Source organism: Hymenobacter ruber (assembly GCF_054783255.1).
Genome location: NZ_BAAGQX010000004.1, coordinates 226,978 through 251,224, shown reverse-complemented (window position 1 = coordinate 251,224; position 24,247 = coordinate 226,978). Strand labels below are relative to the sequence as shown.

Genomic DNA, 24,247 nt, shown 5'->3' with positions numbered 1-24,247 from the left:
GACTTTGCACCCTCCCGGTTTGGCCGGGCGGCTAGTGCCGGCTGGCCAGGCCCATGCGCTCCACGGTTTCGCCTTCGAAGTCAAACTCAATCAGAATGGCGGGCTCGTTGCCCACCACCCAGCCGTCGTGGCCGGGCGCGATGGCCACGGCCTGCGGGGCCACAAATTTTTCCATTGCGCCGTCGGCGTACTGAATATTTATCTGGCCGCTGGCCAAAAACCCCACGTGCGCGTGCATGCACAAGGACGTGCCTACGATGTCCTTCAGGTTTTTCGACCAGCGAAAGCCCACCGGGTACACAATGCGCTTGACGCGGGCGTTGCCGGTGGGCACTACATCAACGAGTACGCCGCCGACTTCGCGGTGCGTGGCGCCCTTCATCGGGCCGAGGAGCGGGTTATTTTCCATGCCCTAACCTACGCATTTCCAGCTATTTTTTCGGCGTCGGCGCGGCGACTACCAACGTGTTGGCGGGCAGCGGCACTTCGCGCGAGGTTTCGAATTTGGCGGCTTCGGGGTTGGTTTCGTCCACGCGGCGCTGCACCACGCGCAGGTGGCGGGCATCGGGGTGCAGCACGGCCAGGTCCTGGCTGATGCCGGAAGCAGCATCGTAGCTGCGGAAACCCATGAGCATACCGTCGGGGAAGTTGGCAGCCTTGGCTTTGTCGCCGGTCACCATGTCGGGCTGGTTGGGGAATTTGCCCAGGTCGATGTCGAGCGGCTGGCTACCCTGCACCAGCAGGTGGGCCAGCACGCGCGGGTGCTTGGGGTTGTCGGGGTTGTCGGTGGGCTTGAAGCTGAACGACACCTTCATGGTTTCGGCATCCTTGAGCACGGGCGCGACAGCCGGCGCAGGGGCCGTAGCCGCTGCATCGGGCGCCGTGCTGGTGGCCGCGTTGGCCGAGTCGACCGAAATGGGGGTGACGGGCGCGGTATCGGCAGTGGCGGTGGGCGTGGAGTTGACGGGGGCCGTCTGGTTGCAGCCGGCCAGCAGCAGGGCCGCGCTCAGGGTCAGAATCGAGGATTTCATGAAAATGGAATGACAGCAGTTGGGGCCGTAAGATTAAGCAAAATTGCTGAACCTGTGCTCCTACAACAGGCGCAATTAGTGAGAAACCGCTCTTTCCCCAAGAGCGCAGCAAAAAGCCCGGCCGCGTTTCCGCAGTCGGGCTTTTTTATCATTTGAATTTTTAGTCGAACCCTTGCTTACCAGCGGCGGCCACCACGGCCCCAGCCGCGGCCCCGGTAGCCATACGGCCGGGGAGCGTAGTACACGGGTCGCGGCGCGTAGTAGTACGGCGCGGGAGCGATAACCACGGGGGGCGGCGGGGCATACACCACTGCCGGCCGGGGCGGATAATAGTAGCGAGGGCCGTAATAGGCGCGCGGCGGCGGATAACCGATGCCGACGTTGACTCGAACCTGGGCGCTGGCCGTCTGGCTGCCCAGCAGCAGCAGGAACAGGCCCAGGGCAAAAAACACTGATTTAGTCCGCATAAGAATTCGCGCCGAAGCGCGCTGATTAATGATGGAAGGACAATTTATGGATTTTAGACGCAAACGCCGCCGTAAGGTTTAATGGTTCGGTTAAGGAAGTTGAATGCGGTAGGTGGCATCGGCCGCGCCGCCGAATAAGCCGTAGCCGGCGCGCACGTTGGAGGCCAGCGGGGCGGGCTCGGCAAAGGGGTTGCCGTCGGAATCGTAGTAGCGGCGGCGCGAGAGGTAGAAGTCGTAAGCCTCCTTGGTGATGCTGCTCACTGTGACTTCGATGAAGCCCGGCTGCGAGCAGCCGGGCTGGTAGCAGTAGTTATAAAACTGCACATCCGAAGCCAGCGCAATGCGCTGCCCGTTCACGTTGGTATCGGCAAACGGGTAGATGCTGTACCCCTGCCGGGGGCTCGACAGCTGGAACTGGCCGATGCTCACGGCACTGCTCTGGCTGTTGTAGTCCACCTGCAAGCTGCTGTTCCCGTTGCTGGGCTGGCCCTGCCGGTCGAGCAGGCGGGCGAAGGCCAGGTAGTAGTTGGTGGCGTTGGGGTCGTCGCGCAGCGCCACGTTCAGGCGACCCGTGTACTGGCCCGAGCCATTGGGGCCGGGCACGCTGCGGGGTTCGTAGCTGCCGCTTTCAATCACGGGCGCGGTGGGCATGGTGAGGGTGCTTTCGGCAGTTTCGAGGCCGGGCAGGCTGGCGCGCAGCGTGTACTGCTGGCCGGGCTGCGGCCGAAAACCCAGCACGGGCAGGTAGTAGCCCGGGTAATTGCCATAATTGGTGCCGCCGGGGGTAGAGCGGTAGCGCTCCACCACGCTGCCGGCGGCGTCGCGCAACTCCACGGTGGCATCGGTGCGGCCCGTCAGGTTGCTGGTGTCGAACACGCGCTGGCTGTTGCTGATGTAGAGCTTGCGCAGCTGAAACAGCTCGGCAAAGGACGAATCCAGCGGCGCAGTGGTGAGGGTATACATCAGGGCCACGCGGGGCGTGTGCGGCGGCTCGGGCAGGTCGGTGGCGCTTTCGCAGCCGGCCAGCACGGCAGTGGCGAGAAGCAGGGTCCGGAGAAGGTTCTTTTTCATCGGAAGAAGGCGTTAAAACCGGAACGTTTTGCTGAACGACGGCAGAATGGGAAACAGCGAAACCTGGCGGTAGCTCATCTGGGTGGCGCCCGGCGCACGGCCCAGGTAGATGAAATAGGGATTGTGCCGATTGTAGGCGTTGTACACGCTGAAACTGTTTACCACTTCGCCCCAGCGCTTCTTTTTGGTGTGGCTCAGGTCGAGGTCGAGGCGGTGGTAGGCGGCCATGCGGTAGCTGTTGCGGGTGCCGAAGTCCTCGAAGGGCGGCTCGAAGTTCGGCCCCAGCGAGTAGCGGCCCTGCGAGAGCGTCACGGCATTGCCGCTGCCGTACACGAACGTGCCCGAAAGCGTGAGTGTGGGGCTGAATTCATGAATGACAACCAGCTTGAAATCGTGCCGCCGGTCATACTTGTAGGGGTACAGCTGCCCTTGGTTCAGTTCCGGGAAGCGGCGGTTGCTCCAGGCGAGCGTGTAGCCAATCCAGCCGGTGGTTTTGCCGGATTTCTTTTGCAGAAACAGCTCGGCCCCGTAGGCCCAGCCCTGGCCGCTGGTGATTTTACTCTCGTAATTATCGTCCGTGGTCCCAATGAAATCAGCCCCCTCCCGAAACTCAATCAGGTTCTGCATGGGCTTGTAGTAGGTTTCCACGCTGAACTCAAAGTCCTCGTCGTGAAAGCGCAGGCTGCGGGCCGCGCCCACGCTGAACTGCTGCGCTTTCTGGGGCAGAATGTTGGCCGTGGCGGGCACCCACAGGTCAGTGGGCAGGCCGATGCCGCTGTTGGTAAGCAGGTGCACGTACTGCGTGGTACGGGCGTAGGCGGCTTTCAGGGCCCAGTCCTCTGTCAGCAGGAAGCGGGCCGCCAAGCGCGGTTCCACACTGGGGTACAACTTCTTATCCACCAGGAAGCTGTTCACTCGCAGGCCCACGTTCACCTTCAGGCGGTCGGTCAGTTTCACGTCGTCTTCGGCGTAAAGGCTGGCCTCGTTGGCCCCGATTTTGCGGCCGGTGGCTTTGTTCTCGGCGGGGTCGGTGCTGCCCTCGGTTTGCAGGGCGCCGGGCCGGAACTGGTGCCGGATGTACTGCCCCCCAAAGCGCACGTAGTGGTTGGGATTGGGCACGTAGTCGAAATCCGACTTTACGCTGATATCCTGAATATTGGACAGGTAGCTCAGTGCGTATTTGTTGCTTTGGGCCTGCCCGTTGCTGTCCGTAAACCGGTCTTCCTGCGTCGTGCCCACGTCGAACTGGTAGCGCGTGTAGGTGAGGTGGGTGTTCATGAACAGCCGGTCGTTCACGATGTGGTTCCAGCGCAGGGCCGCAATGCGGTTGCCCCAGCCCAGGGCGCTGTTCTGGCGGTTGTAGTCGCCGTTGTCGCGCTTGCTCTCGTCGTTGGCATAAAACTCGTCGTAGCCCAGGTAGCCGCTCAGGTAGAGGCGGTCGCGGGGGCTCAGCTTCCAGTTCAGCTTGCCGTTGAGGTCGTAGAAATAGTAGCCGGCCGTAGTCCCATTGGCCTGGGCCTTGATGAGTGGCCGGGCTAGAATATCGATGTAAGTGCGGCGGGCCGAGAAAATAAACGAGGCCGTGTCCTTCTTAATGGGCCCTTCCAGCGTGAAGCGCGAGGCAATGAGGCCGATGGCGCCCTCGCCGTGCAGCTTCTCCATGTTGCCCTCCTTCATCGTGATATCCACCACCGACGACAGCCGCCCGCCGTACCGCGCCGGAAATCCGCCCTTTATCATCTCCACGTTCTTAATGGCGTCGGCGTTGAAAATGGAGAAGAAGCCGAACAGGTGCGAGGCGTTGTAGATGGGCGTGCCGTCGAGCAGCAGCAGGTTCTGGTCGGGCGAGCCGCCGCGCACGTACAGGCCGCTGCTGCCCTCGCCGCCGGCCTGCACGCCGGGCAGTAGTTGGAGCACCTTCAGCACGTCGGTTTCGCCAAACAGCGCGGGCAGTAGCTTTATTTGGTTCACCGGGATGTTGATGGTGCCCATGCGCGTGCTTTCGGCAATTTTTTCCTCCTTGCTGCCCACCACTTCCACCCCTGCCAGCTCGGCCGAGGAGGTTTTCAGGCGGAAATCATGGGTGAAGCTGTGGTCTGCTTTGCGGGCCAGCCGCAGCTTCTCATAGCCCAGCGCCGACACCAGCAGCCGCACCGAATCGGAGCTGGCGGCCAGCGTGAGGGAGTAGAAGCCAAAGGTGTTAGTGGTGGTACCCTGGCCGCTGGCCGGGTGCACCACAGCCACGCCGGGCAGGCTTTCGCCAGTCGCCCCATCGCGCACGTAGCCGCTGATGGTGAACCGGTTATTTTGTTGCGCATGGGCGTTAGCGGCCCCCAACAACGCCACGCTACCCACGGCAGCCAGGCGGAAAAGTGGATTCATAGGTGCAGTAAAAAGGTGGAAAGGACCCGACCATAGCCGGCCGCGGTGCGGCCCAAACGGCAGCCGGGCATTTTTATTGGCAAAGGTGAGGGTTGGGTGAAGAGCAAATTTGGGGGGTTAGGGTTGCTTGGGGTAGTTGGGATTTTTTCCGGGGGATTGTACAAAAAAAAGGCCGTCATGCCGAGCGTAGCCGAGGCATCTCGCGTGCCGAAGTAATTCAATCGCAAGGAAAGATTTACTACCACACGCGAGATGCCTCGGCTACGCTCGGCATGACGGTCAGCTTAGCCTTGACCCCAGTGGGCCAACCGCTTACTTCTTCCGATACCCCGCGTTCAGGTAAGCCAGCACGGGCGTGGTGATGTCGAGGTTTTTCTCGCCGTAGGCGATGGTGCCGCTGGGTGCGGCGATGAGAATCAGCTTGTAGCCATGGGTTTTGCCGTAGGCTTCCAACTTCTTGTTCACGCTTTCGAGCACGGTTTGGGTAAGTTTGGCTTCCTCCTGCTGGGCCTGCCCCTGCAGCATCTGCTGCTGCTGGGCTATCTGCTGCTGCTGCTCCTGGAGCTTCTGCTCGGTGGCGGCGCGCTGCTCGGCGGTGAGGCTGGCGGCCTGCTTCTGGTAGGCTTCTACGTTGGCCTTAAAGCCGGCCAGCATGGTCTGGTTCTGCTTTTCCCAGCCCCGGGCCTTGCCTTCAAATGCCTTGCGGGCGTCCTTCATGCCCTGGTAGCCGTCCAGCATTTTGCCCGACTCTACGTAGGCCAGCTTGCCCGAAAAATCGCCGGTCATGTCCTGCACGGGGGCAGTGGCCACAGCGGGCTCGGTGGTAGTTTCGGAAGTAGCGGCAGCGGCAGTAGTGTCGGCGGCAGGCTCGGGGGTAGCCATTACGGCTGTGCTGCTGTCGGTAGCAATGGCGGGCGCTACGGGCTTGTGGTTGAAATGCAGGAAATACAAGCCGGCCACGGCCAGCGCCAGCACGATGTTAATGGTAAGCTGAAGAGGGTTTTTCATTGAAAACGAGTGATGAGGAAAGGACAAAAGTAGAGATGCGAGCGGGATGGGAAGCCTGTCATTGCGAGTGGAGCGCAGCGCAACGCGGCAATCCGTCCCGTACAATGTGAGAAGCCCTGAAGTGTGACAAGCTTTTTTTAGTATAAAAAGCCCCGACACTGCTGTGTATCGAGGCTTTCTGGTATAAGTAAAGTATCTGGTTTCGACAGGACGGATTGCTTCGTCTGCGCCTTGCAATGACAGATGCCCCTTACTGTGGCACGGCAATGTGCAGCAGGGCATCGCCCTGGTTCACTACGGGCATGTAGTTCAGTCCGATGACGTAACCGCTCAGGGTCGATTCCAGGCGCACCGACTGCGTGCCGTAAGGGTCGGCGATGGAACCGTAAATCTGGCCCTTCTCAATAAACTGCCCGTTCTCGACGTGCGCCCGGAACAGGCCCGCAAACCGCGCCCGCAGCCACGTATGCCGCCGGCAGATGATGCCCGGCCGGGCCGGCGCGGGTGCTTCAGGCCCCATGCCCAGGTGGTGCAGCACCCGCAGCGTGCCCGCCACGGCCTCCTCAATGCCGGGCTCATCGAGCCGCAGGCTTTCGCCGGTTTCGTACACGATGATGCGCTTGCCCAACTCCTGCGCCGCCTCGCGCAATGAGCCGCCCCGCAGCCCCGCATGCAACGTGAAGGGCGCGCCAAAGGCCGCCGCCATGGCATCCACCTCCGGGTCGATGCCCAGCAGGGCGCGCACCTGCGGGAAGTTGGACCGCGCCGCGCCGCCCGTATGAAAATCGATGCCGTAGTCAATCAGGGGCATGATTTCGCGCATGAAGCGGTGGGCCACGCGCCCGGCCAGCGACCCACGCGGGAAGCCCGGAAACGAGCGGTTCACGTCCTTGCCGTCGGGTACGTCGCGGCTGAAATTCAGGAAGCCGTAGATGTTGAGAATGGGAATGGCGATGACCGTGCCCCGCAGCGGCGTGAGCAGTTCGCGCCGCACCAGCCGCCGGATGGTTTCGATGCCATTCACTTCATCGCCGTGCATGCCGCCCATGAGCAGCAGCGTGGGGCCGGGCTCCACGGCCCGCAGCACGTGTACCGGCACGTCAATCACCGTGCCCGAAGGCAGCTTCGAAATCACCAGCCGCGTGAGCACCCGCTCGCCGGGCTGAATGGTGAGGCCGTTGAGATTAATGGCATTGGGGGCGGTGGGTGGCATAGGCGGAGGAGGAGGGCATTTAACCCCCCTCCTTACCAAGGAGGGGAGGTTTCAGCGAAGCTGAAACTGGGGTGGTTGTAGGCGTTAAGTGATAATCGCAAAGCCAGAACGATGCCAGAGCACATCAACCGCGAAATACAGCGGACCAACTGCGAGCCGTTCAACGCCCACAACCACCCCGATTTTCGCTGCGCGAAAATGCTCCCTCCTTACCAAGGAGGGGAGTTGTTCCCCTCCCCCGCTCCTACTTACCCGCGGGCACGTCCGATTGGGCATCCACCGCCTGCACGGAGCCTTTTTTGGGTTTGGGCTTCTCTTTTTTCTTCGTAGCAAGGTTGGCCGTGTACTCGATGATACGGCCGGCGATGTCCTGCTTAGTGGCTTTTTCGATGCCCTCCAGGCCAGGTGAGGAATTGACTTCGAGCACCAGCGGGCCGCGCTTGCTTTGCAGCATATCCACGCCGGCAATGCCGAGACCGAGGGCTTTGGTGGCCAGCAAAGCGGCGGCCTTTTCGGCCCGGCTGAGCTTGACGAGCGTGCCCGAGCCGCCCCGGTGCAGGTTTGAGCGGAACTCGCCTTCCTTGCCCTGCCGCTTCATGGCCCCCACCACTTCGCCATCCACCACAAAGGCGCGGAGGTCGGCCCCCTTGCTTTCGGCGATGAATTCCTGCACGATGATGCGGGCCTTGAGGTTGTGAAAGGCTTCGATAACCGATTGCGCGGCCTTGGCCGACTCAGCCAGTACCACGCCCAGGCCCTGGGTGCCTTCGAGAAGCTTGATGATGACCGGGGCACCGCCCACTTGGCTTATCATGGCGGGCACGTCTTCGGAGTGGTTGGTGAAGGCCGTTTTGGGCATGCCCACGCCGGCGCGGCTCAGAATTTGCATCGAGCGGAGCTTGTCGCGCGAACGCACAATGGCCTGGCTATCGACGGCGGTACGCACCTTCATCATCTCAAACTGCCGCACCACGGCCGTGCCGTAGAACGTGACCGAGGCCCCGATGCGCGGAATGATGGCATCGAAACCTTCCAGCGCCTCGCCCTTGTAGATGATGCCGGGATGGCCTTTTTCCAGCACCAGGTTGCAGTGCAGGTGGTCGATGACCACGGCTTCGTGGCCCTGCGCGACGGCGGCCTCCACCAGCCGCTGGGTGGAGTAGGATTTGGGCTCACGCGAGAGAATGGCCAGTTTCATCGTGGAGGGTTGGGTGAGGTGGGGGTGGTGGGGGCGTTTGTCATCCTGAGCTTGCGAAGGACCTTGTCACGTGTGCATCGTTTTGAAATTACTGCAAACCGGTCAGCCGTGATAAGGTCCTTCGCAAGCTCAGGATGACAATCGTAACCCTCACCACAAAATTAGTCAGGGACGGGCGCGCCGGGCGGTGGCGCGGGCCAGGAATTTGTACGAAAGGTTGCGCTTGGCCACATCTACCACAAACCGGCCCTGCCGCAACAGGCTGCGCCCCAGCAATACGGGATATTTCATGTCGGAGCGGTCAGAAAGCGAAAAATCGGCCTCAAAAGCTTCGCCGTAGAGCTGCACCACCGCCCGAATAACGTAGCGTTCCTGCACCTCGCCGTTGCTGGACCGGATATCGCGCAGGGCGAATTGCGTGAAAACCAGCGGGCGGCCGTCGGCTCCTTCGTGGCCGGGGTCGAGCAGGTTCACCATGAGCACGGGCGGCTGGCCGGCGAGGGCTTCGATGTGAATATTGGAGCAGTGAATGGCGCTGGTGTACGCGCCGGTATCCACCTTGGCCTCGATGCCACCAAGAGCGAAGGCCGGAAAATCAACCAGCTCGCGGCGGCCGAGGATGCGCTTAACGGGTCGGTTCATGCGGTGAGGGGCAGGCGGGATAAGTAAGCCAGTAGCATACGGGCCTAAAAAACGTCATGCTGAGCGGCGTCGACGCATCGCTACTGCAATAGTAAACCTAATCGATTGGATTACTACGGCAGTAGCGATGCGTTGACGCCGCTCAGCATGACGTTCTGTATGTGTTGCCCAGGCCTAGCGGTACTTGTCCAGCGGGTCGGGGCGGCCGTGCTCCTGGGTCAGGCGCTCGTACTCGCGCTGGGCGCGCTGCTCGTAGCTGAAGCCGCCGTAGGCTGCCACGCCGCGCGCAATCAGCCCAATGCCCCAGAATGCGGTGACCCACAGCGGCCAGGGAATTTCAGAATGACGCGAATGGTGCGACTCGGTGAGCGCCCAGATAACCCACAGCATCCCGTTCACCGACAGGTAGGACACCAGGTGCGCTTGAAATTTGGCGCGGGCTTTGGCCTTTTGCCACAGGTAGGGGTCGCGTTGCAGGGGTTCCATGAGCTTGGGGATGAGGTTGGTTGGAATTGATGATTTAAAGGTAATGACCGGCCGGATTCGGCCACAAGCCGCCGTTGCCGAACGGTTGGAAAAGGCTTCCCAAGCGTCGAAAGCGGGGGCTGAACTGCGGGCCGCCACCTACACAGTAACAGCGGCCGCAGTTGCAATGCCGGGAATGAATCGCAGTAATCTGTCTTTCATTACAGTCGTTTCCACATGTCATTCCTCTCCTCCCCTTTCCACTCGCTTACACAGCGCCACCCCGCTCGCCATCCGGCGGGCGCTGGCGGCGCAGACGCGCTATTTGGCCGCCGGCCGGGTGCGGTACTCGTTGTAGCCCTGCACCAGCTTCACCATATCGCGGTAGTGCAGCTGACCGGCATTGAGGACCGACAGCAGCTCGGGGTCGTCGTGAAAATAAGCCGTCATCTGGGCCACAAAATCGCCCCGGCCCACCTTCACCAGGTCCTCGCCGGCGCGACGCAAAAACCACTGCCGGTCGGGAAAGCCGCCCAGCCCGGTGGCCCCCATCAGCGCGCCGCCCGCCATGCCCGCCACCGGGGCCATGGCAGCGGCCGTATTCACAACTTCGGTGTAGTTGAAGAGTTCCACCGGGCCATTCACCACACGCGTGGCAATGAGGTGCTTGCGCTTGCCATTCAGTACCATGTGCTCCTGATACAATCCGTTGACTTTGATGGACTGCACTTTGTCTACATCAATGCTGAACGGTTCGCGGCCAAACCGGTCAAGGTCTTCCTTGTGCCGATGGAAAGGCAGGTACTTGTTGAAGCCCATCAGGTTCACCGGAATCCACACAAAGTGCGTCTTGCCATCGGGCCCCGTAATCTCGGCCTTTCCAAAACCGCGAATGGTGTTGTCGAGGTAATTGGTGCCCACGGCGGCAGCCAGCGAATCGTCGGCTATCGGGGCGGCAGCCACCACCGGCGCGGCCGGAACGGGTGCAGTTTGCTGGGCGTCGGCGCGGCCGGTGGTAGCCAGCCCAAGCACAGTTGCCAGGAGTAAATATGCTTTCATTGGTAAATAGAAAGGATTTTTACCAAAGTTAAGCACCTGCGCACGTTTGCTTAATCCTCGGGCGGGGGCGCAAAGGGGCTGGGCACGGCCGTCTGCCGGGCGTTCAGCGACGCTTTATCGGCCTGGTACTTCTCGTAGATGCGGGGGTCAATCTGCTTGCGGTCGATGAAGAACAGGCCGGCGTTGAAGCCCCGACGGCGCACCCACTCGTTCTCCACAAAAGCCACCAGGCGCTCCACGAAGTGCGAACCGGGCACCGGCTGGCCGTAGCTGGCCGCGAAATACTGCTCGGCCACCAGCGGCGGGCGCAGGAACGTGGGCCGCCCCCGGCGCAACGCGTCCACGTCGCGCACCCAGCTGCCGTTGATGATGTTCATGGCCGCGTAGGGCGCGGGGTTGCCCCACATCACCTTTTTACCCGGCCCGTTCACGTTGGCAAACCACGGGAAATTGGCCATGATGAAGCCCGAAAAATAGGCGTACTCCACGGGGTCATACTTGCGCTCGCGGAACACCAGCGTCACTTCGCGCCGCTCGCGCCGCACCAGCCGCACAAACTCGCGCCGGAAGCTGGCATCGGCAAAAAAGTGTTTAGCCTCGGCAAAGTCGTTAAACAGAAGCCACATGCCATTGAAGTGCACCGAGCCGTGCAGGTAGTTCACCACGTGGGGCATGCGGCGCTCGGGGCCGTGGGGGATTTCCGGCACCGGGGTCGACTTCTTCACCATGTCGGATAAGAAGCTGCCCACTTTGGATAGAATGGTTTCGTCGGGCTCGTAGCCCGCCCCCGGCGTGGGCGTGGTCCGAAACACCACGTTCTGGGGCCACACGGGCTGGCCGGTGGCGGGGTCGAGGCCGGTGGCCCAGGCGTGCTGCCGCCCCACCAGGCCGGAGGCGAGCTTCTGCACGTGCCACAACCGCAGCACGTGGAAGGCCCCGATGGTGTTGTGAATAATGTCGCCCCGAATGATGTTAATCAACCCTTTCACGTTGTAGAGGCCGGCCCGGACGCCCCGGCGGCGGCGGGCGGCGGGCAGCACGGCGGGCGTGGGGTGGCTGGCCTTCAGGGCCGGGCCAACATGCGAAGTTTCGGAGGAGACGGACATGTAGTTAAAGATAGGCGGAAATGCTTCACCGCCAGGGTCGCCACTTTGGGCGGCGGCCCGTAACTTGGTCGTTGCATCGCCGGGCGTTCCGGCCCCAACGCGCCGCCATGAGTACGCAGCTGAGTAATTTCCGCTATTTCTTTCTGGCGCGCATCTACGACGCGGCTCTGCTCTGGTTTTACCAGCCGCTGGTGCGCCGGCTGGTAGCCGCCGTGAATGCCGAAGCCGGCGACAACGTGCTGGAAGTGGGCGTGGGCACCGGCATTTCGCTGCCCTACTATGACCCGCGCAAGCAGGTCACGGCCATCGACTGCTCACTGCCCATGCTGCAGCGGGCCCGCAAAAAAGCCGCCGAGCACCCTGAAGTGCAGGTTGACTTGCAGCACGCCGCCGGCGAGGATTTCCAGCGCGAGGCCGGCCGGTTCGAGCACGTGGTGTTCTGCAACTCGCTGTCGGTAGTAGAGAATCCCGGCCAACTGCTCAACGCCTATTACGCGTCGCTGCGGCCCGGTGGACACATTTATTTGCTCAACCATTTCACGCCCGAGCGCGGCCCGCTCCGGCAACTCGACCGCCTGCTCACCCCGGCGGGCAAGCTCCTGGGCTTTAAGTCGTTCTTCCCGCTGAGTCCGCTATTGGCGCCCGATGCTACTGTGCGAATTCGCCACGGCCGGGCTGGCTACTGGCGCATCGTGCACATCCAAAAACCCCTTTCGCCCCCATGCTAACCACGCGCCGAACGCTGCTCTACTGCCTGCTGCCGCTGCTCATCAGCTTCACCATCTACGCCGTGTTCCGCTCCCCGGACACCATCGTGAACCAGGTGCTGCTGGCTTTCTGGCCCGCCAAGCCGCCCATGCTGCACCTGCCGCAGGCGGCGTGGTTTGTTTACAACCTGCCGGGCGCGCTCTGGCTATTTGCCTTCCTCTGGATTGGCACGCTCTCGGCCAGCCGCCGGCTCACGCTGCTGCCGCTGGCCCTGGCGCTGGGCATCGAAGCCGTGCAGCTACTGCATTTCACCGACGGCACCTTCGACCCGCTCGACGTCCTGTTCTATCTGCTGGCGCTGGGCGCGTTCGCCGCCCTCGGTGGCCTAGCCAAGCAAATGCCCGCCGCAGTGGCCGAAACCACCGCCGCGCCCATCATGCGGCACCTCTCGAAGCGCTACAAGCTGGCCATGGCCGTGTTCGTAGCCATGGTTTTGCTTTCTGATGTGTGGGTAAAATGAGCCCGTCGCCCCTCCTTTCCGTCGTCATTCCTACGCTGAATGAGGCGCACAGCATTGCCGCCACGCTGGCCCACGTGCACGCCACCGTGGGCGCGGGCATTGCCTACGAGGTGCTGGTGAGCGACGGCGGCAGCACCGACGACACCCTCGCGCTGGCCGCCGCTCACGGTGCCCGCGCCCTGCCCGCCCCCACGCCCGGGCGGGCCGCGCAGCTCAATTTCGGCGCCAGCCAGGCCCACGGCAGCATCCTCTATTTCCTGCACGCTGATACCCTGCCCCCGGCCGGTTTTGGGCGGCTCATCCGGCACTACCGGGCGCGGGGCTACCGCAGCGGCTGCTTCCGCCTGCGCTTCGATGTGCGCCACCCGGTGCTGCTGTTCAGTGGCTGGTGCTCGCGCTTCAATGCCCCGGCCTTCCAGTTCGGCGACCAAAGTTTATTTGTTGAAAAAGCCCTTTTCGACCAATTGGGCGGCTTCAACGAGCAAATGCTGCTGATGGAAGATGTCGAGCTGCCCATTCGCATCAAGCACAAAGCCCGCTTCGTGGTGATGCCGCAAAGCGTCGTCACCTCGGCCCGCAAATACGTGGTGCACGGCGTGTTGCGCACCGAGCTTACGCATTTGGCTGTGCAAACACTGTTTCTGGCCGGTACGCCGCAGCCCACGCTGTTGCGCGTGTACCGGCGGCTGCTTCAGCGCCGCCGGCCACGCCGGGTGCGCTAAGAATGGGTGCGGCTTTTACGCCGGCTCGCCCACGCCTTCCACGCGCTCGGCCACCTGCTTCATCAGCCACAGCGGGGTGCTGGTGGCCCCGCAAATGCCCACCGACTGCGCGCCCACCAGCCATTCTTCGTCGATTTCGGTTTCGTTTTCGATGAAGTAGCTGCGCGGGTTCACGGCATTCACCACCGAGAACAGGGCTTTGCCGTTGGAGCTTTTGCGGCCGCTCACGAAGAGCACCACGTCGTATTCGGCCGCGAATCTGGCCAGGGCCGGCTCGCGGTTGCTCACCTGCCGGCAGATGCTGTCGTTGGCATCGAAGCTATCCAGCTCGCCGCCGGCAGCCTGGATGCGGGCTTCCATCAGGGCCTTCATCTTGTAGAAGCCGGCCGTGCTTTTGGTGGTCTGGCTGAACAGCGTGACGGGGCGCGCGAAGTCAATCTGGTCGAGGTCGGCCTCGTTCATCACAATGATGGCGCGGTTGCCGGTCTGGCCCGTGAGACCGGCCACTTCGGCGTGCCCCGGCTGGCCGTATATCACAATCTGACCGTCCTGGCGCTGGCTCAGGTCGAAGGCGTGCTTCACGCGGTTTTGCAGCTTGAGCACCACCGGGCAGCTCGCGTCAATCAGCTCCAGGTTGTTTTGCAGGGCCAGCTGGTAGGTTTCCGGCGGCTCGCCGTGGGCCCGGATGAGGACTTTGCAGTCGTGCAGCTGAGCGAGCTGCTCGCGGTCGATGATGCGCAGGCCCTGCTGGTGCAGGCGCTCCACTTCCATGCTGTTGTGCACGATATCGCCGAGGCAATAGAGTGTTTTTTCGTGCGCCAATTCATCCTCCGCCATCTGAATGGCGAATTCTACGCCGAAGCAGTAGCCGGAATTTTTATCAATCGTGACCTTCATGCTGTGCCTTTAACATCACTGCGGCGGCGAGGAGTTCGCCGGGCGCAAAGGTACGGCGGCCGGGCGGTGTACGGTGTTGGTCGCGCAATTCTGTCATCCTGAGCGCAGCGAAGGACCTTATCACGCCAGAACAGTTCGCAATAATTTCAAACCGGCACAAGCGTAATTAGGTCCTTCGCTGCGCTCAGGATGACAGCCGATTTCTGGTGCTTAATCCCACCCCGCCGCAAACAGCGCCGACGACACCCGGTCCAGCACAAAATCGACCTGTTCGGTGATGGTGATGTGCGTCGTATCGAGCAGCACCGCATCGGCGGCGCGGCGCAAGGGGCTTTCGGCGCGGGTCGAGTCGAGGTAATCGCGCTTGCGCAGGTTCTCGATGATGTCTTCGAGCGGCACGTGCTCGCCTTTGGCGGCCAGCTCGTCCTGACGGCGGCGGGCGCGCAGCTCCACCTCGGCGGTCATGAAGATTTTCACTTCCGCATCGGGGAATACCGTAGTGCCGATGTCGCGGCCGTCCATTACCACGCCGCGCTTGCGGCCCATTTGCTGCTGCTGGGCCACCATGGCGTGCCGCACCATCGGGATGACCGACACTTCGCTCACGGAGTTGGAAATCCGCATCTGGCGGATGTCGTCTTCGCGGTTCGCGCCGTTCAGAAACAGCTCGTTGCGGCCCGTGCGGCGGTTGCGGCGGAAGCTGATGCTGATTTCGCGCAGGGCCTGCTCGATGCGGGCCAGGTCGGCAAAGTCGATGCCCTGCTCCAGCAGGTACAATGTGACGCCGCGGTACATGGCCCCGGTATCAACGTAGGCATAGTGCAGCAGGGCCGCCACGGCTTTGGCGGTGGTGCTTTTACCGCAGGAGGAGTAGCCGTCAATGGCGATAACGAGTTGTTTCATAACGACGCGGGCGGCCATTGGCCCCGCAAGATTACGAAATCCAAGCCTTACGAGCGGCGGGCGGGGTCTTCAACCGCTGCGGAACGGAGGCAAAAAAGGCCGCGACGGACGCGCTTTCTCCCTCATTCAGTTGCGCATCGACCAAATAAAAGGGGTTAAAAAAAAATCGACCGCCCAGCCCCACGCCGGTCGTGCCATCCTTGCCGGTGCCCCATTCGCCCCGGTACACCTCCACCAGGCACTGCCCCAGGAAGCAGCCCAGCGCCAGCACCACGCCCGGCCGCTCGGCCGCGCCCAAAATGCCCCGCTGCGCCTGAATAAAATTATCCAGATGGGCCACACTTTCGGCATCGAAAGCCTTTAAGTTCAACTGCTGCCGCACCTGTTCGGCGGCGGCATTAATAGAATCGAGGGGAGATGGCGTGGGTTCAGACATAAGGCAAAGTAAACCAGAAACGGCCGCCCGGGTTATTTGCGGGCCTGCAGCAGGGCCTCGCGGCGGTGCGCGGCATAAGCGGCTAGCAGTTGCGGTGCTTCCCGGCGCGTGGCCAGCTGGCCCGCCCGCAATTGGGCGCACACCGCCGGGTCATCGGCCAGCAAAGCCAGCATGAGCTGGCGGTAACGGCGTGTTTTGGCGGGCAGCTCCTGCACCTGGCCCGCGTGGCGCAGCAGCACGGTCTGGTAAGCCCGGGGGAAAATAAATAAATCCAGCAGCGCCCCGAAGAAGCTGTTGCTGTAAGCATCGGCCGGACTTACCGGCGTAGCCGGCAATGCGCCCGCCGATGATACCACCGGCCCATTGGGCACCGCCGGCGTGTTGAATGCCCGCAGAGTTTCGGGTGTGGGGGCCTGGTAAATCAGCACTTCGTAGCCCGCGTCGCGGTACATGCGTTGGGCATAGCTGGCGGGCACAAGCTGGTGGCCCTTGCGCCGCACAAAAGCCGGCGCCGTCACGAACGTATCGCCCCGCACCACGTAGGCGGGCACTTCGCTGGGCAGAAACAGGGCGTAATCGTGCAGGTTTTCGGGGCGCAGGCGCACGCGGTCGGGCATGTCGGGGCCGAATATTTCGGCCGGATGCCAGCTGCCGTCGGGCAGGCGGTAGCTGCCTGAGTGGCCACCAGTCGCGTAGCGCGGCGCGGGTGTGAGCGGGTAGTCGTGCGGCTGGCTGGTCGAGGGCGTGCCGCCGGGCGCCGGATAGCGCCGCGGTACCTGCGCCTGGGCAGCAGCGGCCGTTAGTAACAGCAGGGCCGCAATGCGGAACGAATAGGATTTCATACCAACGAGAGCCAACCGGGCCGCCAATGGTTGCCTAGTGCCCGCAGGGGCACGGCACCGACTTGCCGCCGCTGTGGTGCCGGTACCAAGAAGTTTTTTTCTGTTGGGCAGTGCGGCGGGCACAGCCGCCCTCGGCCAGCAACAGGGGCAGCACGAGCATCAAAAGGGCAAGGTTCTTTTTCACCGGAAGCGGTTTTTTGTCAAATATAAGGTTCTTTGCCGACGCAAAACCGGCAGTGGGCCGGTTTGCTTTTCGCTCCAGCCTCTTCCCATGCCTGTTGATTTCTCGCTCACGGCCAACGTCGTCGACATCTTCGCCCGTTCCATTCAGCCCGCCGTTGTTCAGATTGAAGGCGGCCGCATCGCCGCCATTGCCCCCATTAATGACGCCGAGGCCGACCCTGCCCTGCCTTACATAATGCCCGGCTTTGTAGATGCCCACGTGCACGTCGAAAGCTCGCTGCTGGTGCCCACCGAATTTGCCCGCCTGGCCGTAACGCACGGCACGGTGGCCACCGTGAGCGACCCGCACGAAATCGGCAACGTGCTGGGCGTGGCCGGCGTGGAGTTCATGCTGGAAAACGCGGCGCATTCGCCGTTCAAGTTCTGCTTTGGCGCGCCCAGCTGCGTGCCGGCCACGCCGTTTGAAACGGCCGGGGCCGAAATCACGGCCGCCGACATCAAAAAGCTGTTTGAAAACCCCAAAATCGGCTACCTGGCCGAGATGATGAACTGGCCCGGCGTGTTGCACCGCGACGCCGACGTGATGGCCAAAATTGCTCTGGCCCACGCCGCCGGCCGCCCCGTGGACGGCCACGCCCCCGGCCTGCGCGCCGACGACGCGGCCCACTACGCCAGCGCCGGCATCAGCACCGACCACGAGTGCTTCACCGCCGCCGAGGCGCTCGATAAGCTGGCCGTGGGCATGAAAATCCTCATCCGCGAGGGTTCGGCGGCCCGCAATTTCGATGCCCTCATCGAGCTGATGCCCGAGCATTACCACCACCTCATGTTCTGCTCCGACGACAAGCACCCCGATACGCTCGTGCTGGGCCACATCAACCAGCTCGTGCAACGGGCCGTGGCGTTGGGCAACGACGTGTTCAACGTGCTGCGCGTGGCCTGCATCAACCCCGTGAAGCACTACCACCTGCCCGTGGGCCTGCTGGGCGAAGGCGACCCCGCCGACTTCATCGTGGTGAAGGACCTGCGCGATTTCGAGGTGCTGCAAACCTACCTCAACGGCGAGCTGGTGGCTGAAAACGGCCAGTCGCTGCTGCCCGCCGCGCCCATTGCCGTGGTCAATAACTTCCACGCCCAACCCGTGACGGCGCAGGATTTTCGTATGATGGTACCCGAGCCGCAGACCGCAAAGGTTCCTACTGTACGCGTTATTGAGTGCTTCGACGGCCAGCTCATTACGGCCCGCGTGGACTTGCCGGCCACGGTCGAAAACGGACTGATAGTACCGAATGTGAGCGAGGATGTGCTCAAACTTGCCGTCATCAACCGCTACCAGCCGCACGTCGCGCCAGCCATTGCCTTCATCCGCGGCTTTGGGCTAAAGCATGGCGCGCTGGCCAGCAGCGTGGGCCACGACTCGCACAACATCACCGCCGTGGGCTGCGACGATGAAAGCCTGGCCCGCGCCGTGAACCTGGTTATCCAGGCAAAAGGCGGCCTGGCCGCCGTGGGGGCCGACGGCCAGGAAATACTGCTGCCGCTGCCGGTGGCCGGCCTTATGTCGGACCAGAGCGGGCTGACCGTAGCCAGCGCTTATAAGGCCGTCGATGCGCTTTCCCGGGAGTTGGGCTCGCCGCTGGGTGCGCCGTTTATGACGCTTTCGTTCATGGCGCTACTCGTTATTCCTAGTCTCAAGCTAAGCGACCTTGGTTTGTTCGATGGCCAACAGTTCGCGTTTGTGGACGCGGCGGAATAAGTGCGGCGCAATTTTTAGCGCGGTTTCTGCGTAGGGAGCGGGGGCAAGCCCTACTGGGTACACCCCCGCTCCCTACCTATTTGTTATGAAACTGCTGCCCATTCATTCTCCAGCTTTCATCGGCTGCCTGCTGCTGACCACGTTACTGGCCCAACCCGCCGCGGCCCAGAAGTACCGCACGGCGGCTGGCATCCGCAGCGACGGCAGCAGTTACGGCATCACTATTCAGCAGCTTGTTCTGCCCAAAACCACCATTGAAGGCCTGGGTATGTTTGCGCCCCGCGAGCGCAGCGCCACGGTGCTGGCCGAGCGTCACTTCGGCATCCTGGGCCCCAGCCTGAACTATTATTTTGGCGCGGGCGGCCACTACGGCAACAACCGCGACACCGGCAACTTCTGGGGCTTCGATGGCTTGGCGGGCGTCGAATACAAAATTGCCTTCATTCCCTTCGTCGTTTCCTTCGATTTCAAGCCCACCATCGAATACGGCTCGGCCGACTGGAACCGATTTCCCACGGCGGTTTCGGTGCGGTATATTTTCCTCAAAAAGAAGAAGACCGGGATTTTCCAGGTATTGGATGGATTGTAAAATAAAAAGCCCCGACACTGCGTAGTGCCGGGGCTTTTTTTATTGAAAAGGACTTTGTCACATCTCAAGGCTGGTCGCTGAGAACAGGACGGATTGCTTCGCTACGCTCGCAGTGACAGCGTTTACTGGAAACGCTTTTCCAGCAGCTTGCGCATCTTCTCCTCAGTGAGGGGCTTGGTGAGGTATTCCACGTTGGGGTATTGGGCCACGCGGGCGGTATCGGCCCCGTGCATGGACGTGGTGAGCACGGCCATTACGGTCTGGTCCTGCACGGGTTGGGGCAGGGCATTGTAGAGCTCCAGGAACTCAAAGCCGGACACGCCGGGCATTTTCAGGTCGACGAATATGAGGTCGGGCGCGGGCACGCTGCTCTCGGCGTTGTTGTCGCCCCAGAGCTGCTCGAAAGCCTCATCGGCCCGCGAAAACGTGCTCACGTGGTCGGCCACCGCCAGCCGGCCCAGCAGCCGGTTGTTGAGAAAGCTCGTGGTTTCGTTGTCGTCAACGAGTACAATGTGATTCAAATTAGTAGACATATTGTAGTGCTAATAAACAAGCTTTTACGAAGATAACAACCCGACTGCGCTCCCGCAATGGCCCGGCTGACTTATAGCCAGCCCTGGGCGCGCATCCAGTCGTCGTTGTAGATTTTGCCGAGGTAGCGGGTGCCGTGGTCGGGCAGAATAATCACCATCGTATCGCCCTCTTTCAGGTGCTCGCGAGCGTATTCCAAGGCTCCAAAAACGGCCGAACCGCAGCTCCAGCCCACAAACAAGCCTTCTTCCTTGGCCAGGCGGCGCGTCATCACGGCGGCGTCCTCGTCGGTTACTTTAATGAACAAATCGATAACATCGAAGTCTACATTTTTGGGCAAAATATCTTCGCCGATGCCCTCGGTTTTGTAGGGGTAGATTTCGTTCTCGTCGAAAATGCCCGTCTCCTTGTATTTCTTGAACACCGAGCCGTAGGTGTCGAGGCCGATGGCCACGATGGCCGGGTTCTGCTCCTTGAGGTACTTGCTCACGCCGCAGATGGTGCCGCCCGTGCCCACGCCGGCCGCCCAGTGCGTGATTTTGCCCTCGGTTTGCTCCCAGATTTCGGGGCCGGTGGTGTCGTAGTGCGCAGCGGCGTTCGAGAGGTTGTCGTACTGGTTCGGATAAAAGGAATTGGGCGTTTCCTCGCTGAGGCGCTTGGCCACCGAGTAGTAGCTGCGCGGGTCTTCGGGCGCTACATCCACGGGGCATACCACCACCTGGGCACCCACGGCCCGCAGGATGTCCTGCTTTTCCTTGCTCTGCTTGTCACTCATCACGAAGATGGTGTTGTAACCTTTGGCGATGGCGGCCAGGGCCAGGCCCATGCCGGTATTGCCGCTGGTGCCTTCGATGATGGTGCCGCCGGGCTTGAGGATGCCGGCTTTTTCGGCGTCCTCAATCATGCGGATGGCCATGCGGTCCTTCACCGAGTTGCCGGGGTTGAAATACTCGACCTTGGCCAGCACGGTGCCTTTAATGCCGTCGGTTACTTTGTTGAGCTTGACGAGGGGCGTGTGGCCGACGGCCTCAATGACGTGGTTGAAATACATCGAAAAATGATGGGTGGGGAGATGGGATGTGAGACTGCAAAGGTAAGGATTTCGGCGGCGGGGCGGGGTTGAGCCGGTTTGGGAACGCAAAAAGAATGGCGGGCCAATGACGCGCTGCACGTCCTGCTGGCAATGCCCGGCATGACGTTCAATGGATTGCACAGCTGCCACCTTGCCCTAGCCCCAAAATCCCCTACTTTTGCACCACCGTTGCCCGTCCGGGCTTCCCTCCCCCACTCCATCAATATCCCAAAAACACCTCCGAATGAGCGTTCTGGTCAATAAAGATTCCAAGGTTATCGTACAGGGCTTCACCGGCTCCGAGGGTTCGTTCCACGCCCAACAGATGATGGACTACGGCACCAACGTGGTGGGCGGCGTGACGCCCGGCAAAGGCGGCTCCGAGCACCTCGGCCGTCCCGTGTTCAACACCGTGGCCGAGGCCGTGGAGAAGGCTGGTGCCGACACCAGCATCATTTTCGTGCCGCCGGCTTTCGCCGCCGACGCCATCATGGAAGCCGCTGACGCGGGCATCAAGGTGATTATAACCATCACCGAAGGCATCCCGACCAAGGACATGATTGCTGTGAAGCATTACCTGAAGGACCGCAAGGGCATCACGATGATTGGGCCGAACTGCCCCGGCGTGATGACCGCCGGCGAGTGCAAAGTGGGCATCATGCCCGGCTTCATTTTCCAGAAAGGCAAAATCGGCATTGTGTCGAAGTCGGGCACGCTGACCTATGAAGCGGTGGACCAGCTCACCAAAGCCGGCCTGGGCCAGACCACGGCCATCGGCATCGGCGGCGACCCCATCATCGGCACCACCACCAAAGAAGCGGTGGAATTGTTGATGAACGACCCCGAGACGGAAGGCATCGTGATGATTGGCGAAATCGGCGGCGGCATGGAAGCCGAAGCGGCGCGTTGGATTAAAGAAACCGGCAACAAGAAGCCCGTGGTAGGCTTCATCGCCGGCCAGACGGCTCCTCCCGGCCGCCGCATGGGCCACGCCGGGGCCATCGTAGGTGGTGCCGACGATACGGCCGCTGCTAAAATGGCCATCATGCGCGAGTGCGGCATCCACGTGGTGGATTCGCCCGCCGAGATTGGCGATACCATGCTGCGCGTGTTGGGCGGTAAGTAATCAGCGCTTCCTCATATTGCGAAAAAGGAAGCTCCGGCCAAGGCTGGGGCTTCCTTTTTCGCTTTTGTTGTACTGTTAAGTTCAGATAAGTGGCACCTTTGGAAAGCAACCCACCATTTTTTTCCGTGGTAATCCCAGTTTACGGCTGCGCGGCGGCTCTACCAGAGTTGCACCGCCAACTAACGGCAGCTTTGGAAAGGATTACGGATGATTATGAAGTTATATTGGTGAATGACCACAGTCCCGATGCGAGTTGGGCACTGATTGAAGAATTGGCCGCTAATGATGCTCGGCTGCTGGGCTTGAATCTGAGCCGCAATTTTGGACAGCACACGGCCATTACGGCGGGCCTTGACCGTGCGACGGGCGAGTGGGTAGCTGTGATGGACTGTGACTTGCAGGACATACCCGCCGAAATTCCTAAAATGTATGCCTACGCCCAGCAACACGGGCTGGATGTTGTTTTTGGCCGCCGGGCCAATCGGCAGGACACCGCTACCAAGCAGTTGCTGGGCCGCTCGTTTTATTGGCTGCTGGAGTGGCTTGGAGGACCGGTGAGTGACCCCACAACGGGAAATTTCGGGGTCTTTCACCGCCGAGTAGTGGCGGCATTGCGACAAGTGCGTGAGCCCACACGGGCTTTTCCGCTGCAGGTGCGGTGGCTTGGTTTTCGGCAGGGTGCCTTGGATGTACAGCACGCCGCGCGAAAACATGGCACCAGCGGCTACCGTCTGGGCCAACTGGTACGCTTAGCCATTGCGGTAATACTGGCCTACAGCGACAAGCCACTGCGACTCTTGGTGAAGCTGGGTGCAATTATTGTTGCGGGGGCACTGGTGGGGGCGGTCTGGCTCGCGGGTCAAGGCTTACTAGGTCATTCGGGGCTTCTGCTGGCAGTGTTGGTGGTCAGCGTTTGGCTTTGGGGGGGGCTGAGCCTGACGGCGCTTGGCATCGTGGGGCTATATGTATCCCGCGTTTTTGATAGTGTCAAAAACCGTCCTTTATACGTGGTGCGCAATGAGGCACGCAAAACACCCTAAACCACTTATGACTTGTTTTCTGGACTACATTAGACCCATTTTATAAGACGGCATCAGTAGGCAAATCGGCTTTGTGTATCCCACACCGTTGCTCCACCAAATTGCCCTGTTTATATACCCTGCTATACCTAGTTATAGTGCTCAGCCACAATATGACCGCGCAGGTAGCACTAGCTTACGGCCAGTACACCGTAGCACCGGCCCTCTTGGCTGTTTCCTCCGCTTGCGCTAGCTGCATTCATACCCTTAGCCGAATGGAGAATTCACTTTCGGTTTAACTCGCTATGCAGCGGTATGGCCGGATACCCTGCTAGCCTTCAGTACTTGCTCAATCAGCACTCGCTCAATCTATCACCCAACCAGAACTATATTTTTTTCAAACTTATCATAATCGAATACTTACAAGAATACAAAGTTGTTCTCTATATCGCATGAATATGCGATACCGCGGTGTCAACCTGACACCGTTATTTGCTGGATATCTTTTCTTATTTCAACGAATGAACATATCCTACAGTCCACTTGAGAGCGCACGTTTCAACTTACGTATTTTGCGGGGCACGGCCAGTGAATTAGTTCCTGAAGCATTGCTGCGCACTATTGCAGATGAGCAGGTTGATGTAGCTATCCTGCGTGTTCCAACGAGCAAGCCGCATAAGTTGGCGCAGTTGAGCGCCTTACTCCCCTATCCGCTGGTGATGGCCGATACGGTCCTCACTTTTAAGTGTGATATGCGCACCTCTCCGCCGCAGCCCCTGCGCAACCCGCGGCTGGTAGTGCGTCGGGCTACAGCCGATGACCAACCGGAATTAGAGGAATTGGTGGAAGTAATATTTAACAATTACCACACCCACTACAACACTAATCCTCTCTTCGACCCGCAATTGGTATTGGCTGGCTACCAGGAGTGGGCCCTGAGCTTCCTGCGTTCTACTACTCCGGATAAAGCGTGCTTTCTGTTTTACCTTGACAATCGAGCCATAGCTCTCACTACCATTGCGTTGCATGATAATTATGGCGATGGTATGCTGATGGGGGCGCGGCCGGGTGCTGCCAGCCCTGGTCTTGGTGGCGACCTAGTACGCCACATTAAGCAATACACGCAGAGCCACGGGCGTAAGTGGGTTCATGGCACTACTCAAGTGCAGAATCATGGTGTGCAGCGGATGTTGATACAAGAAGGCTTTTTGCCTGCCGAATCACACTACACCATCCACATCAACTCGCTACTCAGCCAACAAAATCAGCCACTTGTTGCTGGTTTACAGTAGCGCTCCGCC

General features: G+C 61.1%; 26 protein-coding genes and 1 pseudogene. 8 read left to right on the top strand and 19 right to left on the bottom strand.

The features are described from left to right. Nucleotides 1-31 precede the first annotated feature (31 nt). The 12 genes from ACYVM5_RS11570 to ACYVM5_RS11515 form a co-directional block, all read right to left on the bottom strand. Nucleotides 32-409 carry a cupin domain-containing protein gene (locus tag ACYVM5_RS11570; RefSeq protein ID WP_460618264.1) on the bottom strand — a complete coding sequence of 126 codons (378 nt, stop codon included), beginning with the start codon at nucleotides 407-409 and terminating at the stop codon, nucleotides 32-34. Nucleotides 410-431: 22 nt separating this feature from the next. After that, nucleotides 432-1,031 carry a hypothetical protein gene (locus ACYVM5_RS11565; RefSeq protein ID WP_460618263.1) on the bottom strand — a complete coding sequence of 200 codons (600 nt, stop codon included), beginning with the start codon at nucleotides 1,029-1,031 and terminating at the stop codon, nucleotides 432-434. 176 nt (nucleotides 1,032-1,207) lie between these two features. Further along, nucleotides 1,208-1,498 (bottom strand): hypothetical protein, encoded by a 291-nt coding sequence (locus ACYVM5_RS11560; protein ID WP_460618262.1) that lies wholly within the window; start codon nucleotides 1,496-1,498, stop codon nucleotides 1,208-1,210. 90 nt (nucleotides 1,499-1,588) lie between these two features. Further along, the gene (locus ACYVM5_RS11555) at nucleotides 1,589-2,569 is read right to left on the bottom strand and encodes a DUF4249 domain-containing protein (RefSeq protein WP_460618261.1); all 981 of its coding nucleotides are present in this window, start codon (nucleotides 2,567-2,569) and stop codon (nucleotides 1,589-1,591) included. 12 nt (nucleotides 2,570-2,581) lie between these two features. After that, nucleotides 2,582-4,951 (bottom strand): TonB-dependent receptor, encoded by a 2,370-nt coding sequence (locus tag ACYVM5_RS11550; RefSeq protein WP_460618260.1) that lies wholly within the window; start codon nucleotides 4,949-4,951, stop codon nucleotides 2,582-2,584. 312 nt (nucleotides 4,952-5,263) lie between these two features. Beyond that, the gene (locus tag ACYVM5_RS11545; protein ID WP_460618259.1) at nucleotides 5,264-5,959 is read right to left on the bottom strand and encodes an OmpH/Skp family outer membrane protein; all 696 of its coding nucleotides are present in this window, start codon (nucleotides 5,957-5,959) and stop codon (nucleotides 5,264-5,266) included. A 250-nt stretch (nucleotides 5,960-6,209) separates the two neighbouring features. After that, nucleotides 6,210-7,172, bottom strand: coding sequence for a succinylglutamate desuccinylase/aspartoacylase family protein (locus tag ACYVM5_RS11540; RefSeq protein WP_460618258.1), 963 nt, complete (start codon nucleotides 7,170-7,172; stop codon nucleotides 6,210-6,212). Nucleotides 7,173-7,416: 244 nt separating this feature from the next. Further along, a complete protein-coding gene (rimK, locus tag ACYVM5_RS11535) occupies nucleotides 7,417-8,370 on the bottom strand; it encodes a 30S ribosomal protein S6--L-glutamate ligase (protein ID WP_460618257.1) in 954 nt (317 codons plus the stop codon). A 165-nt stretch (nucleotides 8,371-8,535) separates the two neighbouring features. Next, the gene (locus ACYVM5_RS11530; RefSeq protein WP_460618256.1) at nucleotides 8,536-9,012 is read right to left on the bottom strand and encodes an ATP-dependent zinc protease family protein; all 477 of its coding nucleotides are present in this window, start codon (nucleotides 9,010-9,012) and stop codon (nucleotides 8,536-8,538) included. 174 nt (nucleotides 9,013-9,186) lie between these two features. Beyond that, complete coding sequence (locus ACYVM5_RS11525; RefSeq protein ID WP_460618255.1) at nucleotides 9,187-9,498, bottom strand: 2TM domain-containing protein; 312 nt, start codon at nucleotides 9,496-9,498, stop codon at nucleotides 9,187-9,189. Nucleotides 9,499-9,798: 300 nt separating this feature from the next. Continuing rightward, entirely contained in the window at nucleotides 9,799-10,536 is a 738-nt protein-coding gene (locus tag ACYVM5_RS11520; RefSeq protein ID WP_460618254.1) for a hypothetical protein, read from the bottom strand. Between the two features lie 50 nt (nucleotides 10,537-10,586). Beyond that, nucleotides 10,587-11,642, bottom strand: coding sequence for a hypothetical protein (locus tag ACYVM5_RS11515; RefSeq protein WP_460618253.1), 1,056 nt, complete (start codon nucleotides 11,640-11,642; stop codon nucleotides 10,587-10,589). Nucleotides 11,643-11,749: 107 nt separating this feature from the next. Here ACYVM5_RS11515 and ACYVM5_RS11510 point away from each other — a divergent pair, with 107 nt between their 5' ends. Genes ACYVM5_RS11510 through ACYVM5_RS11500 form a run of 3 tightly spaced genes read left to right on the top strand, consistent with a single transcriptional unit; the run spans nucleotide 11,750 to nucleotide 13,592 of the window. Next, entirely contained in the window at nucleotides 11,750-12,370 is a 621-nt protein-coding gene (locus ACYVM5_RS11510; protein ID WP_460618252.1) for a class I SAM-dependent methyltransferase, read from the top strand. Then, on the top strand, nucleotides 12,364-12,870 hold the full coding sequence (locus tag ACYVM5_RS11505; protein ID WP_460618251.1) for a hypothetical protein: 507 nt from the start codon (nucleotides 12,364-12,366) through the stop codon (nucleotides 12,868-12,870). The genes ACYVM5_RS11510 and ACYVM5_RS11505 overlap by 7 nt, the downstream gene beginning before the upstream one ends. Continuing rightward, nucleotides 12,867-13,592, top strand: a complete 726-nt coding sequence (locus ACYVM5_RS11500) for a glycosyltransferase (RefSeq protein WP_460618250.1) — start codon at nucleotides 12,867-12,869, stop codon at nucleotides 13,590-13,592. Before ACYVM5_RS11505 ends, ACYVM5_RS11500 begins: the two co-directional genes overlap by 4 nt. 15 nt (nucleotides 13,593-13,607) lie before the next feature. Here the strand turns inward: ACYVM5_RS11500 and ACYVM5_RS11495 are convergent, their stop codons facing one another. From ACYVM5_RS11495 to ACYVM5_RS11475, 5 genes are all read right to left on the bottom strand, one after another. Further along, a complete protein-coding gene (locus ACYVM5_RS11495; RefSeq protein WP_460618249.1) occupies nucleotides 13,608-14,489 on the bottom strand; it encodes a 4-hydroxy-3-methylbut-2-enyl diphosphate reductase in 882 nt (293 codons plus the stop codon). A gap of 210 nt (nucleotides 14,490-14,699) precedes the next feature. Beyond that, nucleotides 14,700-15,392, bottom strand: a complete 693-nt coding sequence (gene cmk / locus ACYVM5_RS11490) for a (d)CMP kinase (protein ID WP_460618248.1) — start codon at nucleotides 15,390-15,392, stop codon at nucleotides 14,700-14,702. A 31-nt stretch (nucleotides 15,393-15,423) separates the two neighbouring features. Beyond that, nucleotides 15,424-15,828 (bottom strand): hypothetical protein, encoded by a 405-nt coding sequence (locus tag ACYVM5_RS11485; protein ID WP_460618247.1) that lies wholly within the window; start codon nucleotides 15,826-15,828, stop codon nucleotides 15,424-15,426. A 32-nt stretch (nucleotides 15,829-15,860) separates the two neighbouring features. Next, the gene (locus ACYVM5_RS11480) at nucleotides 15,861-16,670 is read right to left on the bottom strand and encodes a hypothetical protein (protein WP_460618246.1); all 810 of its coding nucleotides are present in this window, start codon (nucleotides 16,668-16,670) and stop codon (nucleotides 15,861-15,863) included. A gap of 34 nt (nucleotides 16,671-16,704) precedes the next feature. After that, a complete protein-coding gene (locus ACYVM5_RS11475) occupies nucleotides 16,705-16,854 on the bottom strand; it encodes a hypothetical protein (protein ID WP_460618245.1) in 150 nt (49 codons plus the stop codon). 87 nt (nucleotides 16,855-16,941) lie between these two features. Here ACYVM5_RS11475 and ade point away from each other — a divergent pair, with 87 nt between their 5' ends. Both ade and ACYVM5_RS11465 read left to right on the top strand, forming a co-directional pair. After that, nucleotides 16,942-18,609, top strand: a complete 1,668-nt coding sequence (gene ade, locus ACYVM5_RS11470) for an adenine deaminase (protein WP_460618244.1) — start codon at nucleotides 16,942-16,944, stop codon at nucleotides 18,607-18,609. Between the two features lie 85 nt (nucleotides 18,610-18,694). After that, complete coding sequence (locus ACYVM5_RS11465; RefSeq protein WP_460618243.1) at nucleotides 18,695-19,198, top strand: hypothetical protein; 504 nt, start codon at nucleotides 18,695-18,697, stop codon at nucleotides 19,196-19,198. 122 nt (nucleotides 19,199-19,320) lie between these two features. Here the strand turns inward: ACYVM5_RS11465 and ACYVM5_RS11460 are convergent, their stop codons facing one another. Beyond that, nucleotides 19,321-19,719: a response regulator gene (locus ACYVM5_RS11460; RefSeq protein ID WP_460618242.1), complete on the bottom strand. Its 399-nt coding sequence runs from the start codon at nucleotides 19,717-19,719 to the stop codon at nucleotides 19,321-19,323. Nucleotides 19,720-19,805: 86 nt separating this feature from the next. After that, nucleotides 19,806-20,780, bottom strand: a pseudogene (locus ACYVM5_RS11455) (PLP-dependent cysteine synthase family protein); the annotation flags it as partial. 265 nt (nucleotides 20,781-21,045) lie between these two features. Here ACYVM5_RS11455 and sucD point away from each other — a divergent pair. The 3 genes from sucD (at nucleotide 21,046) to ACYVM5_RS11440 (ending at nucleotide 24,238) form a co-directional block, all read left to right on the top strand. Further along, on the top strand, nucleotides 21,046-21,927 hold the full coding sequence (gene sucD, locus ACYVM5_RS11450) for a succinate--CoA ligase subunit alpha (RefSeq protein WP_460618241.1): 882 nt from the start codon (nucleotides 21,046-21,048) through the stop codon (nucleotides 21,925-21,927). 125 nt (nucleotides 21,928-22,052) lie between these two features. Next, complete coding sequence (locus ACYVM5_RS11445; RefSeq protein WP_460618240.1) at nucleotides 22,053-22,967, top strand: glycosyltransferase family 2 protein; 915 nt, start codon at nucleotides 22,053-22,055, stop codon at nucleotides 22,965-22,967. Between the two features lie 500 nt (nucleotides 22,968-23,467). Further along, nucleotides 23,468-24,238 carry a hypothetical protein gene (locus ACYVM5_RS11440; RefSeq protein WP_460618239.1) on the top strand — a complete coding sequence of 257 codons (771 nt, stop codon included), beginning with the start codon at nucleotides 23,468-23,470 and terminating at the stop codon, nucleotides 24,236-24,238. Nucleotides 24,239-24,247 lie beyond the last annotated feature (9 nt).

Excerpts from the sequence above, each read along its gene's own strand:
- ACYVM5_RS11570 (WP_460618264.1), bottom strand. The coding sequence starts at position 409 with ATGGAAAATAACCCGCTCCTCGGCCCGATGAAGGGCGCCACGCACCGC.
- ACYVM5_RS11565 (WP_460618263.1), bottom strand. The coding sequence starts at position 1,031 with ATGAAATCCTCGATTCTGACCCTGAGCGCGGCCCTGCTGCTGGCCGGC.
- ACYVM5_RS11560 (WP_460618262.1), bottom strand. The coding sequence starts at position 1,498 with ATGCGGACTAAATCAGTGTTTTTTGCCCTGGGCCTGTTCCTGCTGCTG.
- ACYVM5_RS11555 (WP_460618261.1), bottom strand. The coding sequence starts at position 2,569 with ATGAAAAAGAACCTTCTCCGGACCCTGCTTCTCGCCACTGCCGTGCTG.
- ACYVM5_RS11550 (WP_460618260.1), bottom strand. The coding sequence starts at position 4,951 with ATGAATCCACTTTTCCGCCTGGCTGCCGTGGGTAGCGTGGCGTTGTTG.
- ACYVM5_RS11545 (WP_460618259.1), bottom strand. The coding sequence starts at position 5,959 with ATGAAAAACCCTCTTCAGCTTACCATTAACATCGTGCTGGCGCTGGCC.
- ACYVM5_RS11540 (WP_460618258.1), bottom strand. The coding sequence starts at position 7,172 with ATGCCACCCACCGCCCCCAATGCCATTAATCTCAACGGCCTCACCATT.
- rimK (WP_460618257.1), bottom strand. The coding sequence starts at position 8,370 with ATGAAACTGGCCATTCTCTCGCGTGAGCCCAAATCCTACTCCACCCAG.
- ACYVM5_RS11530 (WP_460618256.1), bottom strand. The coding sequence starts at position 9,012 with ATGAACCGACCCGTTAAGCGCATCCTCGGCCGCCGCGAGCTGGTTGAT.
- ACYVM5_RS11525 (WP_460618255.1), bottom strand. The coding sequence starts at position 9,498 with ATGGAACCCCTGCAACGCGACCCCTACCTGTGGCAAAAGGCCAAAGCC.
- ACYVM5_RS11520 (WP_460618254.1), bottom strand. The coding sequence starts at position 10,536 with ATGAAAGCATATTTACTCCTGGCAACTGTGCTTGGGCTGGCTACCACC.
- ACYVM5_RS11515 (WP_460618253.1), bottom strand. The coding sequence starts at position 11,642 with ATGTCCGTCTCCTCCGAAACTTCGCATGTTGGCCCGGCCCTGAAGGCC.
- ACYVM5_RS11510 (WP_460618252.1), top strand. The coding sequence starts at position 11,750 with ATGAGTACGCAGCTGAGTAATTTCCGCTATTTCTTTCTGGCGCGCATC.
- ACYVM5_RS11505 (WP_460618251.1), top strand. The coding sequence starts at position 12,364 with ATGCTAACCACGCGCCGAACGCTGCTCTACTGCCTGCTGCCGCTGCTC.
- ACYVM5_RS11500 (WP_460618250.1), top strand. The coding sequence starts at position 12,867 with ATGAGCCCGTCGCCCCTCCTTTCCGTCGTCATTCCTACGCTGAATGAG.
- ACYVM5_RS11495 (WP_460618249.1), bottom strand. The coding sequence starts at position 14,489 with ATGAAGGTCACGATTGATAAAAATTCCGGCTACTGCTTCGGCGTAGAA.
- cmk (WP_460618248.1), bottom strand. The coding sequence starts at position 15,392 with ATGAAACAACTCGTTATCGCCATTGACGGCTACTCCTCCTGCGGTAAA.
- ACYVM5_RS11485 (WP_460618247.1), bottom strand. The coding sequence starts at position 15,828 with ATGTCTGAACCCACGCCATCTCCCCTCGATTCTATTAATGCCGCCGCC.
- ACYVM5_RS11480 (WP_460618246.1), bottom strand. The coding sequence starts at position 16,670 with ATGAAATCCTATTCGTTCCGCATTGCGGCCCTGCTGTTACTAACGGCC.
- ade (WP_460618244.1), top strand. The coding sequence starts at position 16,942 with ATGCCTGTTGATTTCTCGCTCACGGCCAACGTCGTCGACATCTTCGCC.
- ACYVM5_RS11465 (WP_460618243.1), top strand. The coding sequence starts at position 18,695 with ATGAAACTGCTGCCCATTCATTCTCCAGCTTTCATCGGCTGCCTGCTG.
- sucD (WP_460618241.1), top strand. The coding sequence starts at position 21,046 with ATGAGCGTTCTGGTCAATAAAGATTCCAAGGTTATCGTACAGGGCTTC.
- ACYVM5_RS11440 (WP_460618239.1), top strand. The coding sequence starts at position 23,468 with ATGAACATATCCTACAGTCCACTTGAGAGCGCACGTTTCAACTTACGT.